Raw genomic sequence first — 25,096 nt, 5'->3', positions numbered from 1 at the left:
AGCAGGGAGGATACGCCTCTGTGAGTCCCGTCGGTACGCGGGCCCGCACAACTTCGTCGGCCGTCCCGTCGACGGGTACGCCGAGCCGCGCTGCCTGCTCACCCGCCCGGCGGCGCAGGCGCTGCACCGGGTGCAGACCGCCGCGCTCGCCGGCGGGCACAGCCTCAAGGTGTACGACTGCTACCGCCCGCAGCGCGCCGCTGACGACTTCGTCGCCTGGGCGAAACTCCCCGGCGAGCAGCGGATGAAGGGGGAGTTCTATCCCGGCGTAGCCAAGGACCGGCTGTTCGCCGACGGCTACATCGGCGCGCCCACCGCGCACAGCCGGGGCAGCACGGTCGACCTGACCCTGGTTCCGGTCTCCGGGCCCCCGCAGGCCGCGTACACGCCCGGCCAGCCGCTCGTGCCCTGCACCGACCCGGCCGGGCGCCGCTTCGCCGACGACTCGATCGACATGGGCACCGGGTTCGACTGCTTCGACCCGCGCGCCCACACCGCCGACGCGCGGATCAGCGACACCGCCCGGAACAACAGGGACCTGCTGCGCCGGCTGATGTCCGAGCAGGGCTTCGAGAACTATCCGCTGGAGTGGTGGCACTACCGGTACGTGGACGAGCCGTACCCGGACACCTGGTTCGACTTCCCGGTGGCCGGTTCGTCACTGCGGTGACGCGGTCGTTCCACCATGATCGATTGCGGCTAGGCTCGACGCTCATGGAGACCGAACGGATCGGCCCGCCGCTGCTCGCGGACGAACGGGAGTCGTTGCGCGCCTTCCTCGACTTCCACCGGGCCACGCTGGCCCTCAAGTGCGAGGGGCTGACCGACGAGCAGTTGCGCCGGCAGGCGTCGCCGCCGTCCACGCTGTCCCTGCTCGGCCTGGTCCGCCACATGGCGGAGGTGGAGCGCACCTGGTTCCGCCGGGTCATCGCCGCCGAGGACGTACCGCTGGTGTGGTCGGACAGCGGCGACTTCCAGCAGGCGTACGACGCCCGCGACGCCGATGCGGCGGAGGCGTTCGAGGCGTGGCAGCGGGAGATCGAGCACGCCCGGCGCATCGAGCGGGAGGCCGAGTCGCTCGACGTCACCGGCCACCAGGCACGCTGGGGCGAGGACGTCTCGCTGCGCCTGGTCATGCTGCACATGCTGCACGAGTACGCCCGCCACAACGGGCACGCCGACCTGATCCGCGAGGCGGTCGACGGCACCGTGGGCGTCTGAGCCCGCTCAGCGCCCGCGCACCGGTCAGCGCGTGCGCAGCGGCAGCCAGGCCAGCACGTCGGAGATCCGCGCGTCCCAGTACGCCCAGTCGTGGTCACCCGGGCCGAAGTCGACGGTGACCGGCAGGTCGCGCTTCCGGGCCACGTCGAGGAACCGCATGCTGTCCTCGTACAGGAAGTCCTCGGTGCCGCAGGCGACGTAGAGCGCCGGCCGGTCGTCGCCGGAGCGCTCCAGCAGCCCCACCGTGTCGTCGTCGGCGGGCACCGGGCCGTCACCCCAGACGGTGCGCCACACCGCCGGGTCGACCGGACGGGTCGCATGGTGGCGGCGGCGCGTCACGTCCAGCGCGCCGGACAGGCTGGCCGCCGCCGCGAACCGCTCCGGGTGGCGCAGCGCCCACTTCATCGCCCCGTAGCCGCCCATCGACAGGCCCGCGACGAACGTGTCCTCCCGCCGCGTGGACAGCCGGAAGAACGACCGGCACACCTCGGGCAGCTCCTCGCTGAGGAACGTCCAGTACCGGTTGCCGTGCGCCTCGTCGCAGTAGAAGCTCCGCTGCACCTGCGGCATCACCACGGCCAGCCCGAGCGGCGCCACGTACCGCTCGATCGAGGTGCGCCGGGTCCACACCGTGTCGTCGTCGGTCAGGCCGTGCAGCAGGTAGAGCACCGGCGGGTCGCCGTCGGCGGCGGCGCCCGGCACGCCGATCCCGGCCGCGCCGCGATCGGGCAGCAGCACCGTCATCGACGTGCCCATGCCCAACGCCTCGGAGAAGAAGTCACACCGGATCAGCGCCATGAGGCGGCAGCGTACCTCGGAGGGGTTCGATGAGGGCGTTCCTATTGCCCCGGGACCGTCACACGGGAAAAGATGGCCGTGCGTGCCGGAAACACACTCGTAACCTGCGCGCTGCTGGTCTCTGTCACGAGGAAGTGGGAGTCAGTCATGAGCGACGTGTCGGCCGCACTGGGTGTGCGCCTCTACCCGGACCTGGTCGAGCCCGGCGGTCTCGCCCCCGCGCTCGTGGCGACCGCCGCCGCGCACCAGCTCGACGTGGGCGAGGTGACCGCGCCCGAGCAGGGGCGCAGCCGGTTCACCTGCGCCGAGATGACCTCCGCCCGGGGCGTGGTCTGCGTCAGCCTCGGCTCTCAGGCCCGCTACTTCATGATCGACCTGCGGGTGGACGGCGACGTCCAGGCCCGGGGCGACGCCACCGACCTGCTCCAGGTCGCGCAGGTGGCGGCCGCGTGGCGGGCCGGCATCACGCTCGCCGAGCTGACCGCGCGCTACCCGTTCATGGAGGAGATGCGGCGCCACCCGGTGGCGCAGGCCGGCTGAGACCGGGCACCCCAGCCCTGCCCGATCCAGGTCGACCGCCGCTCCCGGACGCGTCGTGTCGATCTAGGGTGATGCGATGACCGCCAGGCGCGTGACGACAGTACTGTTCGACTTCGCCTGGACTCTGTTCGCCAGAGACTCGGAGCGTTGGGTGGGCAACGCGGCGGCATCGATCGACCGGGCATTGGCTGCTGGCGAGGCGCACCGTATTGCTGGCGACTTCGCGGCACTGTTGCGGGGGACGGCCACGGATCCGGCCCACAGCGCCCGAGATCTGGATCCGCGAGTCTGGGATCGGGCGATCCTCACCGTGCTGGAACAGATTCCTGGGGTTGACCAGGCGCTGGCATCGGTCATGCACGAAACACACGCCGAAGCAATCGAGCCGTACGCCGACACCGTCGCCACGCTGTCCGCATTGCGTGACAGCGGTGTTCGCATCGGCGTCGTCAGCAACGTCGGCTGGGACATCCGCAAGTGCTTTGTGCGGCACGGACTCGACGGCTATGTCGATGCGTTCGTACTGTCCTACGAGGTCGGCTTCGTCAAACCGGACCCTCGGATCTGGGGCGCCGCCCTCGCAGCCCTCCATACGGCACCGGGCCAGACCCTGATGGTCGGTGATCATCCCGCTGGCGACGGCGGATCGGTTTCCGCCGGCATACCAGCGCTGATCCTGCCAATGGTGGATTCGCCCGCGCAGAAACGCGGATTCGAATACGTGCTCAGGCTTGCCCAGGTCCCGTCCTGACGGGTCTGCCGCTGGCACTCACGTGAAGCCCCTCGTGAAGTTGATCTCTCGGCAGAGACCTCCTTCATGCGAGGGCTTCACTCGCAAATTCACGTTGCCGCCGGTGCGCGGCGGCCGTACCGTGAGCGGCAACGTTCTGGTCCACCAGGGGAGTCCACCGTGTCGCAGCAGAACCGCACCCGCGCCGAGCGGCAAGCGCCGCGCGCCGGTGTCCTGCTGCCCGAATCGGGCACGGGCCGGCGACGGCAGTGGCAACCAGGGTGGTGGCGCGTCTAGCGCCGGCGCGACGATCCGCGCGAACCGCCCGCCCCAGACCGGAGCCGGGCGGTTCTCCGTGTCCGGGGTGAATCCGCCGACGGCGTCACGCCGCCGGAGGGCCGTTGGAGCAATTGGCAGCTCACCCGGTTCTCACCCGGGAGGCTACGGGTTCGAGTCCCGTACGGCCTACGTCAGACGGACATGAGCAAGGAGACGACGATGGGTTTCACCCCGCTGGCCGGTACCCGGGCACCGGTCCGGGTCTGGACCGACCCGTACGCGATCGAGGCGCAGGCGGCCCGGCAGCTGCGCAACATCGGCGCGCTGCCGTGGGTGCAGGGCGTCGCGGTGATGCCGGACGTGCACTTCGGCAAGGGCGCCACTGTCGGCTCGGTGATCGCGATGCGGCAGGCCGTGTCGCCGGCCGCGGTCGGCGTGGACATCGGCTGCGGCATGTCGGCGGTGCGGACCTCGCTGACCGCCGCCGACCTGCCCGACGACCTCGCGCCGCTGCGGTCGGCGATCGAGGCGGCGATCCCGGTCGGCTTCGCGATGCGTGACGACGCCGTCGATCCGCGCCGGGTCCGGGGGCTGGAGCAGGCGGGCTGGGACGAGTTCTGGCGGCGGTTCGGGACGCTGGACCGGAAGGTGGCGCAGCTCCAGACGCGGGCGCAGCGGCAGCTCGGGACGCTCGGCGGCGGCAACCACTTCATCGAGGTCTGCCTGGAGCAGGGTGGCGCGGACGACGGCCGGGTCTGGCTGATGCTGCACTCCGGTTCCCGCAACATCGGCAAGGAGCTGGCCGAGCGGCACATGGCGGTGGCGCGCGGCCTGCCGCACAACACCGACCTGCCGGACCGGGACCTCGCGGTGTTCCTCGCCGGCACGCCCGAGATGGAGGCGTACCGGCGGGACCTGTGGTGGGCGCAGGAGTACGCCCGGCGTAACCGGGCGGTCATGCTCGCCCTGCTCTGCCAGGTGGTCCGGGAGGCGTTCCCGCACGCCGGCTACGACGAGCCGATCTCCTGCCACCACAACTACGTGGCGGAGGAGAGCTACGACGGGGTGGACGTGCTGGTGACCCGCAAGGGCGCGATCCGGGCCGGCCGGGGTGACCTGGGCATCATCCCGGGCTCGATGGGCACCGGCTCGTACATCGTGCGCGGGAAGGGGAACCTCGACGCGTACTGCTCGGCGTCGCACGGCGCCGGGCGGCGGATGTCGCGGGGGCAGGCGAAGCGGACGTACAGCACCGCGGACCTGGCCGCGCAGACCGCCGGGGTGGAGTGCCGCAAGGACGCCGGTGTGGTCGACGAGATCCCCGGCGCGTACAAGGACATCACCGAGGTGATGGCCCAGCAGGAGGACCTGGTCGAGGTGGTCGCCCACCTCAAGCAGGTCGTCTGCGTGAAGGGTTGACCGGCAGGGCCGGCGTCGAGGGGGCGCCGGCCCTACCGGGTACGCCGGGCGACGCGTACGCCGATGGCGACCGCGCCGATGACGAGCAGTGCGGACAGGAACTGGAGGCCGGGGGAGTCGTCGGCCTCGCCGTACACGAAGCCGGTGACGCCGAGCACGACGGCGAGCAGGGCGACGACGACGGCCAGGTGTCTCATCGGTCCTCCTCGTCGGCGACCCATTCGAGCAGGTCGCCGGGCTGGCAGTCGAGCACCCGGCACATGGCCTCCAGGGTGCTGAAACGGACGGCCTTGGCGCGGCCGTTCTTGAGTACGGCGACGTTGGCCGGGGTGAGCCCGACGCGCTCGGCGAACTCGCCGACGCTCATCTTGCGCTTGGCCAGTTCGACGTCGATGCGCACGACGATCGGCATCAGATCACCGCTTCCATGTCGGTGCGCAGCGTGGTGGCCTGGCGCAGCAGCGCGCGCAGGACGACCATCAGCAGCCCCAGCACGCTGACGCCGGTGACCAGCAGGAACAGCAGCAGCGGCAACCCCGGGTCGTCGGCGTTGAAGCCGACGTAGAGGAACACACCGACGAGCACCACCCAGGCGGCGGCGACCGCCCAGACGATCCCGTCGACCCAGCCCAGGGACGCCTCGGTGAAGATGCGGTCGTTCTTGACCAGGGTGAGCAGGTGCCAGGTGCAGACGATCACCACCTGCACGCACAACACCCAGAAGATCGTCACCGCGGTGGCGGGCCACCGCAGGTACGCCATGTCCGGGTTCTCGCGCGCCATGTGCGCGAACTGCCCGGGCAGCGACATGGTCTGGAACAGCACCAGGATCGCGAACAGCAGGACCAGGAAGGCGCGGAGTGGTGTCACCGCGCGTTGCGCCGTCAACATGCATCGACTATCGCGCGGAACCTATCGAAAGTCAATCGGTATCACTCGCGCGACGGCCAACGGCGTACCTGACGTGCACCGCGTGGCGCGAGTGGTGCACGGCGCGGATCTCCAGGTCGACGTCCCGGTCGAAGCCCTCGAAGAGCCGCTTCCCGCGACCGAGGATCACCGGCGCGGTGGACAGGCCCAGCTCGTCGACCACGCCGGCCGCGAGCGCCTGCCGGATCACGTCGGCGCCCCCGCCGATGACCACCGCGCCGTCACCGGCCGTACGCCGGGCCGCCGCCAGCGCCGCGTCGAACCCGTCGACCATGAGGAAACCGGCGTCCGGGTCGGGCTGGTCGGCGGTGCGGTGGGTGAGCACGACCAGTGGAGCCTCGAACGGGTTGCTGCCGCCCCAGGCGCCGGCGCTGTCGTACATCCCCCGGCCGCACAGCGCGGCGCCGACGCCCGCCAGCAGCTCGTCGAAGTACGCGCGGTCCTCGCCGGTCATGCCGGTGCCGGGTTCGCGCGGCGTGTCGTACGTCCACGGCCCGCCCATCACCCAGTGGTGCAGCCGCTCGCCGCCGACGCCCAGCCCCTGGCCCGCGTGGTCGTCCGGACCGGTGACGTACCCGTCCAGGGACACGGTGACGAACGCCCGCACCCGGCCCCGCGTTTCCTTGGTGCTCATGCTTCCTCCCGGAGATCGGAGAACACCGACCCAGGGCAGACCGGCGGCCGATGCCGGACTCATCGGCGCCGTCGGTCCGGCGTCAGCCGTACACCGGATGTTCCGCCTGGAACGCCAGCCGCCGGTCCGCGCCGGCGGCCAGCTCGGCGAGGACGTCGTCGAGGTCCAGGAACGTCTGCCAGCGCTCCTGGCCGGTGATGGCGGCGAGCCGGTCGACCACGAGCTGCTCCAGGTCGGTGACCCGGCGGCCCTTCCACACCTTGTCGGCGAGGCTGACCAGCAGGTCCTCCAGCTGCACGCCGGGGGAGTGCCAGGCGGCGTGGGTGACGGCGAAACGGGCCCGCTCCTCCGGTACGCCGAAGCGCAACAGCAGCTGGTAGCCCGCCTCCTCGTGCGCCGACCCGGGGCCGGTCAGCTCGCCGGGGTGCTCGACCTTGCCGAGGTCGTGCACTGCGGCGCCGAACAGCACCGCCTGCCTGTCGAACGGCACCGCGCCGAACCGGTCGGCGAACGCGGCGGTCAGGTGCCAGGCGACGTCGTGCACCAGCCGCAGGTGCGCGCCGAGGCGCGGCGGGGCGGCGAGGGCGTCCAGCAGCTCGACCGCCACGCCGGGAAGCGGGAGCAGCGGCGGGTCGCCCGGTTCGGTGAGGGCGCGGCGCAGCGCGTCGGAGGTCATCGGGGCGAGCGTACCGGGCCGCCACGGGCTCACCTCTGGTGATGGACGAGCAGCCGAGCGTGAAGCGGCCACTCGTCCGATTCCGGTGCGTCGATCCACTCGCGAGTGTGGGGGCCACGTCTCACACGGGGGTTGTCGAATGACCGCAATGAATCGTCGTGCCCTGCTGCGTACCGCCGCGCTGACCGGAGTCGCCGCCGCGACCGGGCTGGCCGTCGGGCCCCACGCCGCGTCCGCCGCGCCCGCGTCCGCCGCCGACGTGGTGAACGGGTCGTGGCTGGTCAGCGTCGGCTGGGGTGTGCTCCAGGTCGACCCGGGCCGCACCACGCCGCGGGAGTTGCTGCCGAACGGGGACCACGCGAAGGCCTCGCCGGACGGCCGGTACGTGGCCTGGGTAAACACGGCCCGCTCGGGCGACGGCACGCTGGAGCCGTACGTGGCCGTGTACGACCGGGTCACCGGCCAGAAGCGCACACTGCTCGCCGACCCGTTCGGTGTCCGCTACGGCGCGCCGACGTGGTCGCCGGACGGCACCGAGATCGCGCTGGTCACCGGGCAGGGCAACGACCGGCTGATCGCTGTGGACGTGGTCACCGGCGCCACCCGCGTGCTGGTCGAGGGGCACTCCATGAGGGACCCGGACTGGTCCCGGGACGGCTCGATGATCGTCGTACGGTGGCGCAGCCGTTCGCAGGGCTGGCAACTGCGGGTGCTGGAACTCGCGACCGGCACGGTGCGGCCGATCTACACGCCGGTGGCGGGCGAGATGTTCATCTCGCCGGTCTTCATGCCCGACTCCGGGCGCGTCGTCTTCTGCACCAACCGCTGGCACCTGGACCGGGAGGTCTACAACCAGTCGCTGGCGTCGGTGCGCATCGGCGGCACCGGGCTGAAGAAGCTCACCGACGAGCCCCGGTTCTACCTGTCGCCGGTGTTCTCCCCGGACGGCCGCTACTGCGCCGCGCTGTCGATCCCGCCGGAGAACGAGTACCCGGACGGCGGCAACATCATCGTGTCCACCAGTGGCTTCGGCGAGCAGTGGTGGATCCCCGGCGACGAGTACGACGACAGCACCCGGCTGGACTGGGCGCGGGCGATCTGACGTAGCGCCGCGCGCACATCCGGTGGGCCGGATGTGCGCGCCGCCGGGCGTAACCGGTGCGAGGCTTGGTGCGGACGCCGCCGAAGGGGCCGGCGTCCGCTGTGGAGGGGTGATGGCCGAGCCGCCGACCGGGACGTCGTCGCACCGCGCGCAGGCGCACGGCAGGCACGCCAACCACCGCCGCTACCACGACGGCGCCGAGGTCGACGGGTACGTCGACGACCCGTACCACCGGGTGCGCCGCGCGGTCGCGGCCCGGCTGATGGCCGAGGGGGTGACCCGACGCGGGCCGGTGCTGGAACTGGGCTGCGGACCGCGCGGCATGCTCGACCCGGCCGCGCTGCCCGGCCCGGTGGTGCTCGCCGACACGGCCGAGACGGCGCTGCGCACGGCCCGCGCCGCGGCCCGCGGGCGGGCGCTGCCGGTCTGCCTGGACGCCACCCGCGGGCTGCCGTTCCGGGCGGGCAGCTTCGCCGGGCTGCTCGCCGGCGAGCTGATCGAGCACGTGTACGACCCGCTGGCGCTGCTGCGGGAGTGCCACCGGGTGCTGGCGCCCGACGGCCTGCTGGTGCTCACCACGCCGAACCTGGCGCCGGTGCAGGACCGGCTGGCGTTCCTCGCCGGGCGGGCGCCACGTCAGGTCGATCCGCTGCACCCGTACCTGTGGCTGCACATCCGCCCGTTCACCGCCTCGCTGCTGCGCCGGACGCTGCGCCGGGCCGGGTTCACGCCGGTGGCGCTGCGGTCCAACGAGGTCGGCTGGCGGCTGCCGGGCGGCCGGTGGGTGGCCTCGCGGCGGCTGGCCCGCGCCGCACCGGGGCTCGGCGGTTCGCTGATCTGCGCCGCCCGCCGGCACGGCGCACCGCCACCACCGCAGAACAGGGCGTGATGGCGACATTGACAGCGGGCTATCATGGAGGTTCCGTCGTCGACCGGGGGATGTCATGACGCGCCTGCTCGCCTGGGTCGTGACCAATCTCGACGCGTTCATCGGCCTCGTCCTGGCCCTCACGGTGTCCGTGCTCGGCCTCACCAACGCGGTCGACCAGGAGGTCGTCAACAGCGCGATCCTGCTGGTCCTGGGCCTGCTCGCGCAGGCGATGCTGCGGGACCGGCTGCGCCGGCGCACCACCGAGCGGGAGGTCCGCCAGGTCATCTCGGACACCCGGGACCGGCTGACCGACCTGGTGCCGCAGATGCAGGAGATCACCGGGCCGGAGGGCGCGCTGAACCGGGCCCGCGAGGCCATCGACAGCGTCTCCATGGTGCGCGTGCTGCACGGCAGCGAGGTCGGGCAGGCGCTCGCCGAGGCGCGGCGGCACACCGACCAGTGGAGCTTCAAGGGCGGCACCGGCACCTACCTGCGCGCGGTCACGCTGCCGGACTGCCTGGAACACGCCCGGCGGCGCAACGCCACGCTCACCGTCGCGATCGAGATCATCGACCCGACCGACGAGGAGGTCTGCGAGCGGTACGCGCGGTTCCGGCGCAGCCTCGACCCGGACGCGCCCGGCGAGCCGTGGACCGTCGACCGCACCCGCAAGGAGTCGTACGCGACCGTGCTGGCCGCCTGCTGGCACCTGCAACGCTCCGGCCTGCTCACCATCGACGTCCGGCTCTCCGCGCAGATGACCACGTTCCGCTACGACCTCTCCTCCTCCTGCGTCGTCATCACGCAGGAGAACCCGCAGACGCCCGCGCTGCGCATCGACCGCGGCGAGGTCTACTACAACCGTTTCAACATCGAGCTGGACTACAGCCGCCGGCAGAGCCGGCGCGTGCCGATCGAGGCGGCGGCCCAGGTCAAGCTCGACGACGAGCCGTCGGTCGAGCAGGTACGGCGGTTGTTCACCGCCCTCGGCCTGACGCTGCCCCGGTCCTTCGGCGACCGTGAGGTCGCCGGCATCATCGGCAAGGCCGTCCAGGCGAGGAACCCCTACTCATGACCAGTTACGCCGACCTCGAACGGGAGATCGACCGGGGCACCCGGCCGGAGATGCTGCGCGGCTGGGTGCTGGACGTGCTCGGCGACGTCGCCGACGGGCGGCGGCCGCTGCGCGCGGTCCGGCACCCGCTCGGCTTCACCTGCCTGCCCGTGGAACGCGACGGCCCGGACGGCATCTGCGTGCACGCCTGGCCGGCCGACCCGCCGCCGGTGCGCCCGACCACCTCCACCATGCACTCGCACAGCTGGGACCTGCTCAGCCACGTGCTGCACGGGACCGTCCGCAACGAGCTGATCGAGGTCGACGACGCGCCGGCCGACCCGGCCTGGCGGATCTACGAGGTGCACAGCCTCGGCGAGGTGGACGAGATGGCCGCCACCGACCGGCTGGTCACCGCGATGACCGCGACGGTGGAGACGCACTCGGCAGGCGACTCGTACGCGCTGCGCGCCGGCGGCTTCCACACCTCGGAGGTCGACGCCGGTGAGCCGGCGGTGACAGTGGCGCTCGGCCGGACCACTCCCGGCGCGTGCGACCTGAGCCTCGGCGCGGTGGACGGGCGCAGCCACCGGGTACGCCGGGACCGCTGCGACGCGGCGGAGACCGCGCGGATGGCGCGGGAGATCGCGCGACTGGTGGCACGGGGCTGACTGGCTGGAGGAGCCATGGACGTGGAGCCGAGCAGAGGCGGGCCCGACCTGCGCGACGCGCACCGGTTCGCGGTGGAGGCAGCGCAGGCGGCGGGCCGCCTGCTGCGCCGGGGCACCCGGGGGGAGGTGCACGCCCGGGCCAAGAACGACACCGGTGACCTGGTGACCGACCTCGACCTGGCCGCCGAGCGGCTGATCGTCGACCGGATCCGGGCCCGCTGGCCGGAGCACGGCGTGATCGCCGAGGAGGGCGGCGAGTACGCCCCGGACACCGCGTGGGCGTGGCTCGTCGACCCGCTGGACGGCACCAACAACGTGGCGATCGGGCTGCCCGCGTACGTGGTCGGGATCGCCCTGTGCGACAACGGCTCGCCGGTGCTCGGCGTGGTGCACGACCCGGTCGCGGGCCGTACCTGGTCGGCGGTGCGCGGCCGGGGCGCGTTCGTGCACGCGTCCGGCCCGGCCGCGCGGCCGCTGCGGGCCGCGCAGCGCCCGGTGCCGTCCGCGCCGGTGCTGGCCTGGACCCAGGGGCACGAGGTACGCCGCGACGACAGCACCGCCCGGGCGTTGAAGGTGGTGCTGGACACCAGCGCGCGCCGGGTGCTGCAACTGTGGGCGCCGTTGCTGTCCTGGGTGATGCTGGCCCGGGGCGACATCGACGGCATCGTCGGCTACCGTCCCGAGGCGGTCGACCTGCCGGCCGGGATGCTGCTCGCCGTCGAGGCCGGCATGGCGGTCCGGGCGCTCGACGGCGGCACTTTCGACGACCGGTACGGCTGCCCCGCCGACCGGCGCAGCTTCGTGGCCGGGCCGCCGGAGACCATCGACCGGCTGGTCAAACTGGTCACCGCGGCACAGTGGATCGAGCCGCAGGTCCGCCGCCTCACCCCGGTCGGTCTCGGCTCGGTCGGCTGGTGAGCCGGGTCGGCTAGCCTCGGCGGGATGGCCGCCAGACAGCTCAAGATCGGGCTCCGGGTCCGCGACCTGGACCGCTCCCACCGGCTCTACCTGCGACTCGGCTTCAAGGAGATCCCGCAGACCGACCAGACGAACCTGCGTTACCTCACGTTCGGCCACACCTGGCTGATCCTGTCCGACCTGCACCGCCACGGGCACCACAACGCGGAGCGGGAACGCGAGGTCAAGGCCGGGCCGCCGGGGCTCGGTGTCGTCCTCACCGTGCCCACCGCCGACCTGGACGCCACGTACGCGCTGTGGCGCGACGAAGGGCTGCCGGTGACGCTGGAGCCGGAGGACGTGGGATGGGCGCGGATCTTCTACGGGCTCGACCCGGACGGCTACGAGGTCATGTGCGAGCAGTTCCACCCCGTCACGGGCGCCTGACCGTACGTGCCGGATGTTGCCGCCTGTTCATACGATTCGATGCCACGCCGCCGTGGCTAGGCTCCTCGCGTGTTCTCGCTGAGCAGTCCACATCAGACGGAAACCGGCCGGCCGATCGGGCCGCGCCATGGGTGAGCCGGACGAGTACTGGACGGACGTGCGGGACCGTTGGTCGCGGGTCGTGTCCGCTGTCGACAACTCCGGCGCCGGCCACTCGGGTGGCGGGCGGGTGTCGATCGCCGAGACCACGCGACGACCCACGAGTGACATCATCCCGGTGTTGGTGGCGGGCCAGCGCGGGGTCGGGAAAAGCGCGCTGTACCAGGCGTTGCTCGGCGACAACGGCTACATCCGGCGGCGGGACGAGGACCATGTGCCGCACCGCCTCGCGCTCGCGTCCGGCCGGCGCCAGGCCCATGTGACGCTGGTGGTGAGCCCCGGCCAGACCGCGGGCGGCGACTACTCCTCCGGCGAGGTGGACAAGTGGGACGCCATGCTCAAGCCGCCGAACCACCCGACGGGCGTCATCTACGTCGCCGCCGCCGGGTACGACGAGCCGTGGGATCCCCGCGAGGTCAACGTCCTCGAGGAGCGGCGGCAACGGCGTGAGGACGAACTCCGTCGGCAGGTCGAGGCCCGGCTCTGGGAGCAGTGGCAGGCATCCCTCGACGCGACGCCCACCGAGGAGGAGCGGCGGGACCGGGCCGAGCAGATCGCCCGCGAGGTCGAGGCGGCGATCCCGTCGCCGTCCGAGCAGCTCTGGGCGCAGAACCGGAACGTCGAACTCGAGCACTTCTCCCGGTTCTGCCAGAACCTGCTGCCCTGCTGGGTCGACAATCCGGCCGCCAAGGACCTCTGGTTCGTCCTGGCGGTCACCAAGGCCGACCTCTACTGGACCGACCAACTGGGCCAGGTCGAGGAGTACTACCTGCCGGGCGCCGACGGTGAGCCCACATCGGACTTTCAGCGACAGTTGGTCACTCTCATCCGTGCCTTCGGCCACCGCAATCGCCCCCGGCTGGCTGTGCTGCCGGTCGCCGGCCGCCGGCAGGACTACCGCTTCATCCCTGGAGTCGGTGAGAAACAGGCGATGTTCGACGACATGAAGTTCGCCGCGGTGCAGCGGAGCCTCCGGACGACCGTGGGAGAGTTCTGTGGGCTGGGATCCTGAGCGGGGCGGTGACCTGTCCGGCCCGGAGTTCGAGCGGCTCCTCGGTGGCGCGGAGCACCTGCTGACCCGGGTGGACGCGGCGCGGGAGCGGCTGCGCTGGTACGAGGCACTGCGGGCGGTCGTCCTGGCCGTACTGGTCCTCGTGGGCCTGGTCGCGGCCGTGTCGGCGTCCGACTGGTGGACCGGGGCGGGCGTCGCGGCAGGTGCCACGGTGGTCGTCGCGTGGTTCGCCGGGACCTTCCGCCGAAGCGTCGTCAAGCCGCTGCTGAGCCAGATCTACCGCGACGAGAAGCTGATGGTCGCCACCGTGAACATGCTGCGCGAGCTGCTGCCGCTGCTGAGCCACGACGAGCGGTGGAGCGAGGTGAGGCAGGATCGAAGCCGCCTGCGTCTCGGCCGCTTCCCCATCGAGCCACGGGGCCTGTGATGGCGCGGACGGAGAACGCGGCAGGCGGTCGGCGCGAGGCCGGCATCTGGCTCGTCGCCGGACGTGTCGGTGTCGCGCTCGGCGTGGTCAACGGGATCGTGCAGGTCGTCCGAACCGTCGTCGCCGGGCGGGTGGGAATCCGTGGCGTGCTCACCGACGGGTGGGTGCTCGGCAGCGCGGCGCTGACCGGAGGCTTCGCTCTGGTGTTCGGAGCGGTGATGGTGCTGTACGCCCGCTTCTGGTTCCGGTCGAGCCCGTTCGACGACTTCCGCCCGGACCGGCAGGCCGTGCGCCGGCGCATCGACCGTGGCGGCTGGAGCCTGGCCGGGCTCGGCGCGGTGATCCTCGCCGCCACCGGGGCGGCCTGGTTGACCCTTCGCTGAGCGGCGCTCCGGCGGCTCAGGCGACCGGCCGCGACGGCACTCGGTCAGCCAGGAAATCGGTCCAGGTCCGCACACCTCTCGCGGCGCCCGGCCGGGCGAGGTTCGCGCCTTCCCGGTACGCCCGGCCGGCCCGCCCGGGGATGTATACCGGCAGGCGTGCCCGGCGCTTCCCGGCGGCGGTCAGGTAGTCGGTCAGCATCTCGCCGATGCCGTACGTGTCCGGCCCGGCCAGGTCCGGCACCAGCCCGGCCGGTGCGCCGAGCGTGAGTTCGGCCAGCCGGGCCGCCACCTCGGCCGCGTCGACCGGCTGCAACCGCAGGCCGCCCGGCACCGGCACCACCGGCAGTCTCGTCATCGCCGTCAGCATGGTGAACACCAGGTCGTGCACCTGCGCGGCGCGCAGCACGGTCCAGGGCACGCCGGAGTCCGTCACCGCGCGCTCGGCGTCGAGCTTGGACCGGATCCAGGCCAGCGGCACCCGGTCGGCGCCGGTCACCGAGATGTGCACCAGGTGGGCCACAGCGGCCCGGTGCGCGGCGCGGGCCAGGTGGGCGGTGGCACGGTCGTCGCCCTTCGCGCCGCCGGCCAGGTGCAGCACAGTGGACACCCCGCTCAGGGCGGGGCCGAGGTCCGCGCCGCTGAGCAGGTCGGCGGCCACGTGGGTGACACCGTCACCGGGCCGCCCGCCGCGCCGGCTGAGCACGCGCACCGGGTGCCCGGCGGCGCGCAGCAGCGGCACGACGTGCCGGCCGATCGTGCCGGTGCCGCCGGTGACCAGAATGGGTGCGTTCATCGTCGTCCTCCCGTTGTCGGTGCTGCCACCTCGACCCGCGCCGGCCTGCCGACGTGACAGGTGTGACGGCTGTCACCTGTGGTCACATCGGTGACCCGGCGCGGGTCGAGTCGATGTGCGGGAGGGGAGGCTCAGGTGATGGACCTGGCGGAGCGGTTCGAGCGGGAGCGGCCACGGCTGCGCGCGGTGGCGTACCGGCTGCTCGGGTCGCTCACCGACGCCGAGGACGCGGTGCAGGAGACCTGGCTGCGGCTGTCCCGCACCGACGCGGACACCGTGGAGAACCTCGACGCCTGGCTCACCACTGTGGTCGCCCGGGTCAGCCTCAACACGCTGCGGTCCCGCGCCGCCCGCCGGGAGGACCCGCTGGACGTACGCCTGCCCGACCCGGTGGTGGACACCGGCGCCGACGATCCGGCGCACGCCGCGGTGCTCGCCGACTCGGTGGGGCTGGCGCTGCTCGTGGTGCTGGACACGCTGACCCCGGCCGAGCGGCTCGCGTTCGTGCTGCACGACATGTTCGGCGTGCCGTTCGACGAGATCGGCCCGCTCGTCGACCGCTCACCGGCGGCGGCCCGGCAGCTCGCCAGCCGGGCCCGCCGCCGGGTACGCGGACAGGCGCCCACGCCCGATCCCGACCTGACCCGGCAGCGGGCGGTGGTCGACGCCTTCCTCGCCGCCGCCCGCGACGGTGACCTCGACGCGCTGATCGCGGTGCTGCACCCGGACGTGGTGCTGCGCTCCGACGCCGGGACCGCCCGCGCCCGCCACACGGTCGTGCTCACCGGCGCGACGACCGTGGCGGCGCAGGCCACCACGTTCGGCCGGCTGTTCCCGCACGCCCGGCCGGTGCTCGTCAACGGCGCCGCCGGGGTGCTGGTGACCGCCGGCGACCGCCGGCTGTCGGTGATGGCGTTCACCGTCACCGGCGGACGGATCGCCGCCGTGGACGTGATCGCCGACCCGCGCCGGCTGGCCGCGCTCGGCCTCGCCGGCTGACCCGGAGTCGCGGACCGTCAGTCGACCAGAACCAGATTGGCCATGTCGACCACCGGCCGGAATCCGAGCCGGGCGTAGAGCCGGTTCGACACCGGGTTGGCCTGGTCGGTGAACAGGCACACCCGCGCGCCCTCGGCGGTGAGCAGCCGGCACACCTCGGCGACCGCGTTGCCGGCCCAGCCGCGTCCGCGCTGCCCGGGTGGCGTGTAGACCGGTCCGACGCGGGCCACGCCGAACGACGGCGGATTCGCGGCGGTCAGGTGCACCGGAGCCCCCGACTCGTCGGTCCAGAACCAGACCCGCCCGTCCCGGATGCGGCGCAGCAACTCGGCGCGGTCGGGCGTCTCGTGTGCGCTGGTGCCGGGCGGGCGGCCCGCCTGCTCGTCGGCGTCGGCCGTGAACGCGCCGAACCAGGTGGCGACCAAGTCGACCTCGTCCGGCCCGGCGGCCCGCAGCGCGCCGGGCACCGGAGCCGGTGGTGCCAGTTGGTCGAGCACGTGCAGCCGGGTGTGCTGGGCCACAGCGACCCGGCCGCCGTTCAGGCGGGCCACCTCGTCGGCGCAGGCGCGCGCGGCGGGCAGCGCGCCGTTCACCGCGCGGATCCGCTCGCCGCGCCTCTGCCACGCCCGGGCCAGCGCCACCGCGGCCTCTTGCGGCATCGGCAGCAGGAACGGCGGTCGCGGCGGGAACGGCGCGGTACGCATCGCGGCGCCCACCACCGCCCCGGAGGCGTCCCGCACCACCAGCCACCAGTCGTCCTCGGGCAGCGCGACGCCCTCGGCGCGGCGGGCCGCCATCCGCTGCGCGACGGTGGCGACGACCGTGCCGACCACCGGGTCGGCGGCCAGGTACGCCCCGGCGGCGGCGAGGAACTCGCCCGGGTCGGTGCAGAAGTGCAGCGTGGGTGCGGCGGTCATGCGGGCACGGTAGCCACCGCCCGGGATCGGGCCGTACCGGTTTTTCGCCCCGGCGAAGGTGGGCGATGCCGCGATGCTAGGCGCCGGGACCGACAAGAAGCGCCGTCACGGTGGCGGCCGTGGCGAGCACGGCGAGCGCGGCACTGGTGGCCACGAACCGGCCCAGCGGCACGGCGACCCCGGCGGCCCGGCAGCGCTCGTACCAGATCAGTGTCGCCAGCGACGCCCACGGCGTGGCCAGCGGACCCACGTTCGTGCCGATCAGCAGCGCCAGCAACTGGGTGTGCCGGTCGGCCGCGATCACCGCCTCGCCGGCCAGGTACGCGGGCAGGTTGTTCACCGCGTTGCTGAACAGCGCGCCGACCGCGCCCGCCCGCAGCGCCCCCTCCGCGCCCGGGTCGGTGCCGATGAGCGTGCCCATCACCGTGTCCAGGCCGTGCCGGCCGATGGTCTGCACCACGAGGAACAGCCCGGTCACGAACACCAGCAGCCGCCACGGCACCAGCGCCGGACGCAGCCGGTGCCGGGCCCGGACCGCGAAGCCGGCGACCAGGATCGCGGCGGCCGCCCCGGAGGCGATGCCGATCTCCACCCCGGCCAGGATCCCGGCGACGAACAGCAGGCAGGCCGCCAGCGCGGTGCGGTAGAGCACCCGGTCCGGCGGCACGTACGGCGGCGGCGGGACGAACGGGTCGGCCCCGGCGCGCGCCGGCCGCCAGTACCACCACCACAGCAGCAGCGCGGTCACCGCGACGGCGACCAGTTGCGGCCACCACATCCGGGCCGCCCACGGCACCGGGTCCAGGTCGACCCGGTCGCTGGCCAGGATGTTCGTCAGGTTGGACACCGGCAGCAGCAGGCTCGCCGTGTTCGCCAGCCACACGGTGGTCATGGCCAGCGGCGTCGGCGGCACGTTCAGCGCCCGGGCCAGCGCGATCATCACCGGCGTGAGCAGCACCGCCGTGGTGTCCAGGTTGAGCGCGATCGTGGTCACCGAGGCGAAGCCGACGCACAGCCAGAACAGGGCCCGGAAACTGCCCCGCGCGGTCACCGCCACCCGGGTCGCGAGCGCGTCGAACACCCCGGCCACGGCGGTCAGCTCGGCCAGCACCACCACCGTGCCGAGGAAGATCAGGATGGGGATGATCCGCCGCATCGTCGCCTCGGCGTCGGCGCGGGGGAGCAGCCCGGTGAGCACGAACACCGCGCCGAGCACGGCCAGCCCGATCGCGATCCAGTCCAGCACGTGCAGGCGGCCCCAGCGGGAACGGTCAGGCACGGCGTTCGGCGGATCGCCGGGGGTCTCCACGAGGGATGATCCTCGCACATGCCGGCGCGGGCGCAGGAGCCGACGCGGGACGATCCGAGCTGCCGAGGGTGTCGATCTGTTGACCGTCGGTGGCCATAATGACCATGTGGTTGTAGGCGCGCACCCCACCCGGTCCGACCGCCCCATCGATTTCTTCATCAGCTACTCGCCCGCCGACGAACGCTGGGCCACGTGGCTGGCGTGGGAGTTCGAGGCGGCCGGCTACCGCACGCTGCTGCAGGCGTGGGACTTCGTGGCAGGCACCAACTTCATCGACTTCATGGACCGTGGCGTCCGCGAGGCCGAGGTGGTGGTGGCGGTGCTGTCCGAACGCTACCTGCACTCCACGTACGGCAAGCTGGAGTGGCAGGCCGCGCTGCGCGCCGACCCGGACGGCACCGGCAACAAGCTCGTCACGGTACGCGTCGAGGACTGCCCGATCGACGGCCTGCTCGCCACCATCACCTATGTGGACCTGGTCGGCGTGGACGACCCGGCGCAGGCCCGCAACCGGGTGCTCGACCGCATCCGGGAGGCGCTCGACGGCCGGGCCAAGCCGATGCGGCAGCCGGCGTTCCCGCACCACCCGGCCGACCCGCACGGGGTGCTCGCCGCACCGGCCGCCGGAGCGCCCGCGCCCCGCCGCGCCCGGCGTACCCCGATCAACCCGCCGCCGTTCCCGCCCGCCGCGGCGGCGCCACCGACCGCCCGGGACACCGTCACCGTGCTCCAGGTCGCCGGGCCGCGCTTCGGCCGGGGCGTGATCACCCCCGGCGCGCCGGTCACCCCGGGCGAGGTGCAGGAACACCTGATGGGCGACCTCACGCTGCTGATGAACGACGGCGTGCCCCGGCCGGACCTGCTCGTCGTCGCCGGCAACCTCACCGAGTCGGGCAGCCCGCGCGAGTTCTCCGACGCGCTGAGCTTCCTCACCGGCCTGCGGGTGCTGCTCGGGCTGGAGCCGCACCGGCTCGTCGTGGTGCCCGGCCCGCGCGACGTGACGATGGCCGCCTGCCGCGCGTACTTCGCCACCTGTGAGGCCGACGACGTCGACCCGCAGCCGCCGTACTGGCCGAAGTGGCGGCACTACGCGCGCCTGTTCGACGACCTCTACCAGGGCCTCGACGACCGGATCTTCGACAGCGAGCAGCCCTGGACGCTGTTCCCGGTGCCCGACCTGCGGGTGGTGGTGGCCGGGCTGAACTCCACCATCGCCATCACCCACCGCGAGGAGGACCGGTACGGCTTCCTCGGCGAGGCGCAGTCCAGCTGGTTCGCCCAGCGGCTGCGCCACTACCAGCAGTCCGGCTGGCTGCGGCTGGGCGCGATGGCGCACGCGCCGGGGGCGCGCAGCCCGTACGCCGACGAGGTGCCGCCGGACCCGGTGTCGCTGCGCGACCGGGGCTCGGTCAACCGGCTGGTCGGCCCGATGCTCGACCTGCTGCTCTCCGACGCCGCGCCGTCGGCCCGGGTGGACCCGGTGGTGCCGCTGGCCGCCGCGCCCCGCGACGGCCGGGCGCAGGTGCTGCGGCTGGGCGCGGACGGGATGACCCGCTGGGTGCTCGGCCGCGACGACCGGCTGGCCGGCGGCGCGGTGACCGCCGTGTCCTGGCCGCACGCCGAGGCCACCTTCGGCGCGTCCGGCCCGGCCCAGGTACCCGACCCGCGCCGTCCGGTCGCCGTCGAGGGGGCCACCCAGGGCGCCGCGGTGGCCGCCGCGCCGGTCGCACCGGTGCAGCGGCTGCTGGACCGGCTCGCCGAGGTCTGCGAGGCCCGCTACGACCGGGTGGTGGTGCGCCGCGTCGGCACCGACCCGCCGCACCTCTACATCAGCTACCGCTCCGACGGGGTGGTCCGTCAGCAACGCGTCGGCGCGCACGTGGGCACCCCCACCGCCGCCGACGTGGACGTCTTCGCCCGGCGGGTGCACGCCACCGACCCGGACATCGCCTCCGAGCTGGTCTACGACGGCGACCGCGTGCCGCGCGGGCTCGCCGAGGAGGCACAGCGGCGGGGCGTACGCGTGCTGCACCTGACCGAGTTCCAGGGCCTGCTCGACCTGCGCGAGTACGTCGCCGCGCAGACCGCCCGGCTTCAGGCGGACCGGCTCTACCCGCCCGGGCAGTACGTGCCGCAGCGCTACCGCCACCTCGTCGGCGCCGACCAGCGCGTCCGCGACGACGTGGTGGACGAGCTGCTGGAGACCGTCTCCGCGCCGGACGGCCGGTTCGTGCTGGTGCTCGGCGACTTCGGCCGGGGCAAGACGTTCGCGTTGCGGGAGGTGGCCCGGCGGCTGCCCACGGCCGCGCCCGACCTGATCCCGATCCTGGTGGAGCTGCGGGCGCTGGACAAGGCGCACTCCGTGGACGGCCTGGTCGCCGCGCATCTGGCCAACCACGGCGAGCAGGTGATCGACCTCAAGGCGTTCCGCTACATGCTGCGCCAGGGTCGCATCGTGCTGCTGTTCGACGGGTTCGACGAGCTGGTCGCCCGGGTGACGTACGACCGGGCGGCCGACCACCTGGAGACGCTGCTCCAGGCCGCCGAGGGCAACGCGAAGATCGTGGTGAGCAGCCGTACCCAGCACTTCAAGACCAACTCGCAGGTGCTGACCGCGCTCGGCGAGCGGGTCGGCCTGCTGCCGCACCGGCGCGTGCTCGCGGTGGAGGACTTCACCCCCGGGCAGATCGAGGCGTTCCTGCGCAACCGGTACGGCGGCGACGAGCGGGCCGCCCGCGAGCGGATGGACCTGCTCGCCGGCGTGAAGGACCTGCTCGGGCTCTCCCGCAACCCGCGCATGCTCGGCTTCATCGCCAACCTGGACGAGGGGCGGCTCGCCGCCGTGGCCGGGGCGGGCGGCACGTTCAGCGCCGCCGCGCTGTACCGGGAGATCCTGGAGTCCTGGCTGGACTTCGAGGAGCGCCGCACCCAGGGCATCCCGGGCGCACCGGTCAGCCTGCGCCGGCCCGAGCTGTGGCAGGCGGTCAGCCGGCTGGCGTTCCAGCTCTGGGAGAGCGGCGAGGCATACCTGCGCCTGGCCGAGCTGGCCGAGTCCACCGGTCAGCTCGCCGGGCGGGCCGACTCGCGGCTGTCCGGCCCGCAGGCTGCGCACGCGGTCGGCGCGGGCAGCCTGCTGGTCCGTACCGACGACGGGTTGTTCGGGTTCATCCACACCTCGGTGATGGAGTGGCTCGTGGCCGAGGGGGTGGCCGAGCAGATCAACAGGGGCGAGGAGCCGGGCGCGCTGGCGGTCCGGTCGCTGTCCGCGCTCGCGGTGGAGTTCCTCGGCGACCTCGCCGACCCGGCCCGCTGCACCGCGTGGACCGCCCGGGTGCTCGGTGACGAGTCGGCGGGCGAGACGCTGCGCGCCAACGCGCTGCGGCTGTCCGCCCGGCTGCGCCTGCCCGACCGGGCCGATCTGCGCGGCGCGGTGCTGCGCGGCGAGGACCTGTCGCACCGCGAGCTCGCCGGGGCCGACCTGACCGGGGCCGACCTGACCGACGCGCGGCTGGTCGCCACGAACCTGACCGAGGCGCGGCTGGAACACGCCCGGCTGCGCGGCGCCCGCCTGGACCAGGCCCGCCTCGCCGGGGCCGACCTGCGCGACGCGGAGATGGCCGGGGCCCGCCTGTTCCGTACCGACCTGCGGGGTGCGCGCGTGGCCGGCAGCAGCTGGCACCGCACCGCGCTGATCGATGTCAGCGCCGACCCGGCGCTGCTGCGCGCCCCGGAACTGCGCGGCGCCGTCGTCGCGCCGGGCCGTCCGGTCGCGCCGGGCCTGGCCCCGCCCGCCGTGGGCGTCGGCTACGGCTTCGAGGTGGGCCGGCTGCCGGTGCCGGTGGCGTACAGCCCGGACGGCGCGGTGCTCGCCGTCGGCAGCGACGACGGCGGTGTGCTGCTCTGCGACACCGCCACCGGGCTGCCGGTGCGCACGCTCCAGGGACACCGGTCCCGGGTGTACGCGGTCCGCTACGACGCCGCGTCCCACCAGCTCGTCACCGGCTCGGCCGACCTCACCGTACGGCTGTGGGACGCCGACCACGGCGACGTGCGGCACGTCATCGAGGACGTCTTCACCGGCTGGGTGTGGCCGATGCTCACCGACGGCCGCCGCGGCCGCCTGGTGGTCGGCGACGCGGCCGGCGTGGTGCGGCTCTACGACACCCGTGGCGCCCGGCTGCGTCACGAGTGGCCCGGCCACTCCGCGCCGATCTGGGGCACCTCGTTCAGCCCGGACGGGCGGCGCGTGGTGGTGGCCGACAGCGCCGGCACGGTCCGCGGCTGGGACATCCCCACCGGCAAGCTGGCGTTCGAGGTGCAGGAGCCCGAGGTGGTCTACCGTGTCGTGCACTCACCGGACGGCCGGCTGCTGGCCGCCGTCGGGCAGCATGGCCGCATCTGGATCCGCCGGGCCACCGACGGCGAGCTGCTGCGCGCGCCGCGCGGCCACGAGGCCGACGTGTACGCCCTCGACATCCACCCCGACGGCACGCTGATGGCCACCGGCGACACGCACGGCGCGCTGCGGCTGTGGGAGACCGAGACGGGCCGGCCGGTGCGGGTGCTCGGCCGGCAGCGCGGCGCGATCTACAGCGTCCGGTTCAACGGCGACGGCAGCCTGCTCGCCACCGCCGCCAGCGACGGCGCGATCCAGCTCTGGGACACTGACGACGGGCAGGTGCGGCACGAGCTGACCCGGCACCGCGGCTCGGTGTGGCCGGTGGTCTGGCGGCCGGACCAGAACCAGGTGGCGACCAGCAGCAACGACGGCACCACCCGGCTGTGGGACGTCCGCAGCGGGCAGCTCCAGCACACGCTGCGCGGGCACGGCCGCAAGGTCACCGCGCTGTCCTTCCGCGACGACGGCGAGGTGCTCGCCGCCTGCGGCAACGACGGCGTGATCCGGCTCTGGGAGCCGCGCACCGGCCGCCTGGTGCGGCAGCTCGCCAGCCCGGCCGACCGGCTGCTGTCCGTGGTGTTCTGCCCGGATGAACCGCTGGTGGCCACGCCCAGCGGCGACGGCGGCGTGCACCTGTGGAACACCGACACGGGTGCCGACGAGCGCGAACTCAACGTGGACACCGACCACGTCTGGGCGGTCGCGTTCAGCCCCGACGGCGACGCACTCGCCACCGCCAACGACGACGACACGGTACGCCTGTGGTACCGCCGTACCGGCCGGCACTTCGCCACGCTCACCCCGCACCGGGGGCGCGTGCGCACCGTCGCGTTCAGCCCCGACGGCGAGACCATCGCCACCGGCTGCGACGACCAGGCGGTACGGCTCTGGGACGCCGCCACCGCCACCTGCCGGCTCACGCTCGAACACCACACCGACCGGGTCTACTCGGTCGGCTTCAACAGCGAGGGCACGCTGCTCGCCAGCGCCGGTAACGACGGCACGGCGGTGGTCTGGGACGCGGTCACCGGCGAGCGGCGCCTGGTGCTCACCGAGCACGACGGCCGGCTCTGGTCCTGCGCGTTCAGCCCGGACGGCAACCTGCTCGCCACCGCCGGCGACGACCTGGTGATCCGGCTGTGGGATCCGGTCACCGGCCGGCTGCACGGCACCCTTGCGGCGCACACCCGGCGCGTCTGGTCGGTGCACTTCAGCCCGGACAGCAGCCTGCTCGCCAGCGCCGGTGACGACGGCACGGTACGGCTGTGGGACGTGGCCGACCCCGAGCACGCCCAGTTGCGGACCACGCTCATCGGCCTGCCGGACGGGTGGGCGGCGGTCAGCCCGGACGGCCGGTACAAGCTGGACGGCGACCCGGGCGGCCAGTTCTGGCACGTCATCGGCACGTGCCGCTTCGAGGTGGGCGAGCTGGACCCCTACCTGACCCAGGTCCGCCGCCTCTCAGTAGACGCCCCCTTCTGACCCCCCCGGCCCCGGTGATCAAGGAGTTCGTGTCCGGCTCGGACGTCGTCTCCGACACGAACTCCTTGGTCAACTCCGGGCAGGCGGGGGAGACAGGGCGGCAGGTCCGGTCCAGCGGACCTCGCCGTCTTGCCACACGTCGGTCGGGGCCAGGCCGCAGGCCGTGGCCACCGCGGCCGACGCGCGGTGGTCGGGATGGATGTGGGCCACGAGGGTACGCACACCGCGCCGCCCCATCCAGCCGACCATGCCACGGGCGGCCTCGGTGGCGATCCCGCGCCCCTGCCACCGTGTTCCCACCACCCAGGCGATCTCCGCGACCGGTCCCGCGGTGGCCGGTGTCGCCTCGTCGAGGTGCCGGTGTCCTACCGCCCGCGCGCCCGCCGTGGCGGCGTCCGTCACCGTCCCGTGTGCCTCGGTGACTGTGGCCTGGACGAAGCCGGTCAGCCGGCCGCCGTCCCGGAGCCGGATGACCCAGTTGCACCACGACTCGGCCGGGTCGGGCGAGCCGGCGACAAGCCGTTCGTAGCGGGCCCGCAACGCCGCCGGGGTGGCGGGTTCGCCGCCGATGAAGGTGTGCAGCGCCGGGTCGGCGAGGACGGCTGCCATCTCCTCGGCATGCTCGACGCCCAGCGGCAGCAGGACCAGCCGGGCGGTGGGGATCGGTTCCGGCGTGAACCCGCTCATCGACGTCAGCGCGCCGGTCGACTCATCCATGATCGCGCTTCCAGTAGAGCGATGACCTGGTCTCGCGGGAGCGAAACGGACCTCACGGTATCCCAGACCGCCCAGAGAAACGCAACGCCGTCCGCGACCCTCAGGGCGGGCAGCCCCGGGCCGGCAGCCCTCGCTGATCTGTGAGTGGGGTTGTCAAGGGGTTTGGTGGTGGGTGGTGATGGTGCGGTAGAGCTGTCGGGCGATGTAGCGCTTGAGGCAGCGGGTGATTT

General features: G+C 73.4%; 26 protein-coding genes and 1 tRNA gene. 17 read left to right on the top strand and 10 right to left on the bottom strand.

All coding sequences use genetic code 11. The features are described 5' to 3' along the window. Positions 1-10 precede the first annotated feature (10 nt). Positions 11-670: a M15 family metallopeptidase gene (locus FB455_RS26020; protein WP_486481576.1), complete on the top strand. Its 660-nt coding sequence runs from the start codon at positions 11-13 to the stop codon at positions 668-670. A gap of 44 nt (positions 671-714) precedes the next feature. After that, positions 715-1,221: a DinB family protein gene (locus tag FB455_RS26015; RefSeq protein WP_013286542.1), complete on the top strand. Its 507-nt coding sequence runs from the start codon at positions 715-717 to the stop codon at positions 1,219-1,221. A 24-nt stretch (positions 1,222-1,245) separates the two neighbouring features. Here the strand turns inward: FB455_RS26015 and FB455_RS26010 are convergent, their stop codons facing one another. After that, positions 1,246-2,019 carry an alpha/beta hydrolase gene (locus FB455_RS26010; RefSeq protein ID WP_145755130.1) on the bottom strand — a complete coding sequence of 258 codons (774 nt, stop codon included), beginning with the start codon at positions 2,017-2,019 and terminating at the stop codon, positions 1,246-1,248. A 147-nt stretch (positions 2,020-2,166) separates the two neighbouring features. Between FB455_RS26010 and FB455_RS26005 the strand changes: the two genes are divergently transcribed. The 4 genes from FB455_RS26005 to FB455_RS25990 all read left to right on the top strand — a co-directional run bounded on the left by FB455_RS26005 (position 2,167) and on the right by FB455_RS25990 (position 4,987). Continuing rightward, positions 2,167-2,559, top strand: coding sequence for a hypothetical protein (locus tag FB455_RS26005; RefSeq protein ID WP_145755129.1), 393 nt, complete (start codon positions 2,167-2,169; stop codon positions 2,557-2,559). A gap of 76 nt (positions 2,560-2,635) precedes the next feature. Continuing rightward, on the top strand, positions 2,636-3,310 hold the full coding sequence (locus tag FB455_RS26000; RefSeq protein WP_145755128.1) for an HAD family hydrolase: 675 nt from the start codon (positions 2,636-2,638) through the stop codon (positions 3,308-3,310). 374 nt (positions 3,311-3,684) lie between these two features. Continuing rightward, positions 3,685-3,757 (top strand) — tRNA-Glu (locus FB455_RS25995). Positions 3,758-3,787: 30 nt separating this feature from the next. Further along, a complete protein-coding gene (locus FB455_RS25990) occupies positions 3,788-4,987 on the top strand; it encodes an RtcB family protein (protein ID WP_013286538.1) in 1,200 nt (399 codons plus the stop codon). A gap of 32 nt (positions 4,988-5,019) precedes the next feature. Here FB455_RS25990 and FB455_RS34390 read toward each other — a convergent pair whose 3' ends face one another. The 5 genes from FB455_RS34390 to FB455_RS25970 all read right to left on the bottom strand — a co-directional run bounded on the left by FB455_RS34390 (position 5,020) and on the right by FB455_RS25970 (position 7,227). After that, positions 5,020-5,184 (bottom strand): hypothetical protein, encoded by a 165-nt coding sequence (locus FB455_RS34390; protein ID WP_162881534.1) that lies wholly within the window; start codon positions 5,182-5,184, stop codon positions 5,020-5,022. Further along, positions 5,181-5,399, bottom strand: a complete 219-nt coding sequence (locus FB455_RS25985) for a helix-turn-helix domain-containing protein (RefSeq protein WP_013286536.1) — start codon at positions 5,397-5,399, stop codon at positions 5,181-5,183. The genes FB455_RS34390 and FB455_RS25985 overlap by 4 nt, the downstream gene beginning before the upstream one ends. Continuing rightward, positions 5,399-5,878 carry a DUF2975 domain-containing protein gene (locus tag FB455_RS25980; protein WP_013476640.1) on the bottom strand — a complete coding sequence of 160 codons (480 nt, stop codon included), beginning with the start codon at positions 5,876-5,878 and terminating at the stop codon, positions 5,399-5,401. The genes FB455_RS25985 and FB455_RS25980 overlap by 1 nt, the downstream gene beginning before the upstream one ends. A 31-nt stretch (positions 5,879-5,909) precedes the next feature. Then, complete coding sequence (locus FB455_RS25975) at positions 5,910-6,551, bottom strand: dihydrofolate reductase family protein (protein ID WP_071094850.1); 642 nt, start codon at positions 6,549-6,551, stop codon at positions 5,910-5,912. A gap of 82 nt (positions 6,552-6,633) precedes the next feature. Beyond that, the gene (locus FB455_RS25970; protein ID WP_013286533.1) at positions 6,634-7,227 is read right to left on the bottom strand and encodes an HD domain-containing protein; all 594 of its coding nucleotides are present in this window, start codon (positions 7,225-7,227) and stop codon (positions 6,634-6,636) included. A gap of 148 nt (positions 7,228-7,375) precedes the next feature. Here FB455_RS25970 and FB455_RS25965 point away from each other — a divergent pair, with 148 nt between their 5' ends. The 9 genes from FB455_RS25965 to FB455_RS25925 all read left to right on the top strand — a co-directional run bounded on the left by FB455_RS25965 (position 7,376) and on the right by FB455_RS25925 (position 14,250). After that, entirely contained in the window at positions 7,376-8,329 is a 954-nt protein-coding gene (locus FB455_RS25965; RefSeq protein ID WP_230649811.1) for a TolB family protein, read from the top strand. Positions 8,330-8,441: 112 nt separating this feature from the next. Then, positions 8,442-9,218: a methyltransferase domain-containing protein gene (locus FB455_RS25960; protein ID WP_114920498.1), complete on the top strand. Its 777-nt coding sequence runs from the start codon at positions 8,442-8,444 to the stop codon at positions 9,216-9,218. A 55-nt stretch (positions 9,219-9,273) separates the two neighbouring features. Next, positions 9,274-10,275 carry a hypothetical protein gene (locus tag FB455_RS25955; protein WP_013286530.1) on the top strand — a complete coding sequence of 334 codons (1,002 nt, stop codon included), beginning with the start codon at positions 9,274-9,276 and terminating at the stop codon, positions 10,273-10,275. Further along, on the top strand, positions 10,272-10,925 hold the full coding sequence (locus FB455_RS25950) for a sulfurtransferase TusA family protein (protein WP_013286529.1): 654 nt from the start codon (positions 10,272-10,274) through the stop codon (positions 10,923-10,925). The genes FB455_RS25955 and FB455_RS25950 overlap by 4 nt, the downstream gene beginning before the upstream one ends. A gap of 15 nt (positions 10,926-10,940) precedes the next feature. After that, positions 10,941-11,843 carry an inositol monophosphatase family protein gene (locus tag FB455_RS25945; RefSeq protein ID WP_013286528.1) on the top strand — a complete coding sequence of 301 codons (903 nt, stop codon included), beginning with the start codon at positions 10,941-10,943 and terminating at the stop codon, positions 11,841-11,843. Between the two features lie 24 nt (positions 11,844-11,867). Then, complete coding sequence (locus FB455_RS25940) at positions 11,868-12,269, top strand: VOC family protein (protein WP_013286527.1); 402 nt, start codon at positions 11,868-11,870, stop codon at positions 12,267-12,269. Positions 12,270-12,396: 127 nt separating this feature from the next. After that, complete coding sequence (locus FB455_RS25935; protein WP_030272498.1) at positions 12,397-13,440, top strand: hypothetical protein; 1,044 nt, start codon at positions 12,397-12,399, stop codon at positions 13,438-13,440. Further along, the gene (locus FB455_RS25930) at positions 13,424-13,867 is read left to right on the top strand and encodes a hypothetical protein (RefSeq protein WP_013286525.1); all 444 of its coding nucleotides are present in this window, start codon (positions 13,424-13,426) and stop codon (positions 13,865-13,867) included. The genes FB455_RS25935 and FB455_RS25930 overlap by 17 nt, the downstream gene beginning before the upstream one ends. Further along, positions 13,867-14,250 carry a hypothetical protein gene (locus FB455_RS25925; RefSeq protein WP_013286524.1) on the top strand — a complete coding sequence of 128 codons (384 nt, stop codon included), beginning with the start codon at positions 13,867-13,869 and terminating at the stop codon, positions 14,248-14,250. The genes FB455_RS25930 and FB455_RS25925 overlap by 1 nt, the downstream gene beginning before the upstream one ends. Positions 14,251-14,266: 16 nt before the next feature. On the opposite strand, the gene FB455_RS25920 is transcribed toward FB455_RS25925, so the two are convergent. Further along, on the bottom strand, positions 14,267-15,043 hold the full coding sequence (locus tag FB455_RS25920; RefSeq protein WP_145755127.1) for an SDR family oxidoreductase: 777 nt from the start codon (positions 15,041-15,043) through the stop codon (positions 14,267-14,269). A gap of 138 nt (positions 15,044-15,181) precedes the next feature. Here FB455_RS25920 and sigJ point away from each other — a divergent pair, with 138 nt between their 5' ends. Then, positions 15,182-16,042 (top strand): RNA polymerase sigma factor SigJ, encoded by an 861-nt coding sequence (sigJ, locus tag FB455_RS25915; protein WP_030272495.1) that lies wholly within the window; start codon positions 15,182-15,184, stop codon positions 16,040-16,042. A gap of 17 nt (positions 16,043-16,059) precedes the next feature. On the opposite strand, the gene FB455_RS25910 is transcribed toward sigJ, so the two are convergent. Further along, positions 16,060-16,959 (bottom strand): GNAT family N-acetyltransferase, encoded by a 900-nt coding sequence (locus FB455_RS25910; protein WP_030272493.1) that lies wholly within the window; start codon positions 16,957-16,959, stop codon positions 16,060-16,062. Between the two features lie 76 nt (positions 16,960-17,035). Then, positions 17,036-18,268, bottom strand: a complete 1,233-nt coding sequence (locus FB455_RS25905; protein ID WP_071094865.1) for an SLC13 family permease — start codon at positions 18,266-18,268, stop codon at positions 17,036-17,038. A 106-nt stretch (positions 18,269-18,374) separates the two neighbouring features. On the opposite strand from FB455_RS25905, the gene FB455_RS25900 reads away from it, so the two are divergent. Continuing rightward, on the top strand, positions 18,375-24,149 hold the full coding sequence (locus FB455_RS25900; protein WP_145755126.1) for a WD40 domain-containing protein: 5,775 nt from the start codon (positions 18,375-18,377) through the stop codon (positions 24,147-24,149). A 69-nt stretch (positions 24,150-24,218) separates the two neighbouring features. On the opposite strand, the gene FB455_RS25895 is transcribed toward FB455_RS25900, so the two are convergent. Beyond that, positions 24,219-24,866, bottom strand: coding sequence for a GNAT family N-acetyltransferase (locus tag FB455_RS25895; RefSeq protein WP_013286518.1), 648 nt, complete (start codon positions 24,864-24,866; stop codon positions 24,219-24,221). Between the last annotated feature and the right edge of the window lie 230 nt (positions 24,867-25,096).

Source organism: Micromonospora sp. CNZ296 (assembly GCF_007827635.1).
Note: the sequence above shows the minus strand (reverse complement) of the source record. Positions and strands in the feature narration are given on the sequence as shown.

What these genes read in the sequence shown, in the direction of transcription:
- FB455_RS26015 (WP_013286542.1), top strand. Translation starts at nt 715, where the DNA reads ATGGAGACCGAACGGATCGGCCCGCCGCTGCTCGCGGACGAACGGGAG.
- FB455_RS26010 (WP_145755130.1), bottom strand. Translation starts at nt 2,019, where the DNA reads ATGGCGCTGATCCGGTGTGACTTCTTCTCCGAGGCGTTGGGCATGGGC.
- FB455_RS26005 (WP_145755129.1), top strand. Translation starts at nt 2,167, where the DNA reads ATGAGCGACGTGTCGGCCGCACTGGGTGTGCGCCTCTACCCGGACCTG.
- FB455_RS26000 (WP_145755128.1), top strand. Translation starts at nt 2,636, where the DNA reads ATGACCGCCAGGCGCGTGACGACAGTACTGTTCGACTTCGCCTGGACT.
- FB455_RS25990 (WP_013286538.1), top strand. Translation starts at nt 3,788, where the DNA reads ATGGGTTTCACCCCGCTGGCCGGTACCCGGGCACCGGTCCGGGTCTGG.
- FB455_RS34390 (WP_162881534.1), bottom strand. Translation starts at nt 5,184, where the DNA reads ATGAGACACCTGGCCGTCGTCGTCGCCCTGCTCGCCGTCGTGCTCGGC.
- FB455_RS25985 (WP_013286536.1), bottom strand. Translation starts at nt 5,399, where the DNA reads ATGCCGATCGTCGTGCGCATCGACGTCGAACTGGCCAAGCGCAAGATG.
- FB455_RS25980 (WP_013476640.1), bottom strand. Translation starts at nt 5,878, where the DNA reads ATGTTGACGGCGCAACGCGCGGTGACACCACTCCGCGCCTTCCTGGTC.
- FB455_RS25975 (WP_071094850.1), bottom strand. Translation starts at nt 6,551, where the DNA reads ATGAGCACCAAGGAAACGCGGGGCCGGGTGCGGGCGTTCGTCACCGTG.
- FB455_RS25970 (WP_013286533.1), bottom strand. Translation starts at nt 7,227, where the DNA reads ATGACCTCCGACGCGCTGCGCCGCGCCCTCACCGAACCGGGCGACCCG.
- FB455_RS25965 (WP_230649811.1), top strand. Translation starts at nt 7,376, where the DNA reads ATGAATCGTCGTGCCCTGCTGCGTACCGCCGCGCTGACCGGAGTCGCC.
- FB455_RS25960 (WP_114920498.1), top strand. Translation starts at nt 8,442, where the DNA reads ATGGCCGAGCCGCCGACCGGGACGTCGTCGCACCGCGCGCAGGCGCAC.
- FB455_RS25955 (WP_013286530.1), top strand. Translation starts at nt 9,274, where the DNA reads ATGACGCGCCTGCTCGCCTGGGTCGTGACCAATCTCGACGCGTTCATC.
- FB455_RS25950 (WP_013286529.1), top strand. Translation starts at nt 10,272, where the DNA reads ATGACCAGTTACGCCGACCTCGAACGGGAGATCGACCGGGGCACCCGG.
- FB455_RS25945 (WP_013286528.1), top strand. Translation starts at nt 10,941, where the DNA reads ATGGACGTGGAGCCGAGCAGAGGCGGGCCCGACCTGCGCGACGCGCAC.
- FB455_RS25940 (WP_013286527.1), top strand. Translation starts at nt 11,868, where the DNA reads ATGGCCGCCAGACAGCTCAAGATCGGGCTCCGGGTCCGCGACCTGGAC.
- FB455_RS25935 (WP_030272498.1), top strand. Translation starts at nt 12,397, where the DNA reads ATGGGTGAGCCGGACGAGTACTGGACGGACGTGCGGGACCGTTGGTCG.
- FB455_RS25925 (WP_013286524.1), top strand. Translation starts at nt 13,867, where the DNA reads ATGGCGCGGACGGAGAACGCGGCAGGCGGTCGGCGCGAGGCCGGCATC.
- FB455_RS25920 (WP_145755127.1), bottom strand. Translation starts at nt 15,043, where the DNA reads ATGAACGCACCCATTCTGGTCACCGGCGGCACCGGCACGATCGGCCGG.
- sigJ (WP_030272495.1), top strand. Translation starts at nt 15,182, where the DNA reads ATGGACCTGGCGGAGCGGTTCGAGCGGGAGCGGCCACGGCTGCGCGCG.
- FB455_RS25910 (WP_030272493.1), bottom strand. Translation starts at nt 16,959, where the DNA reads ATGACCGCCGCACCCACGCTGCACTTCTGCACCGACCCGGGCGAGTTC.
- FB455_RS25895 (WP_013286518.1), bottom strand. Translation starts at nt 24,866, where the DNA reads ATGGATGAGTCGACCGGCGCGCTGACGTCGATGAGCGGGTTCACGCCG.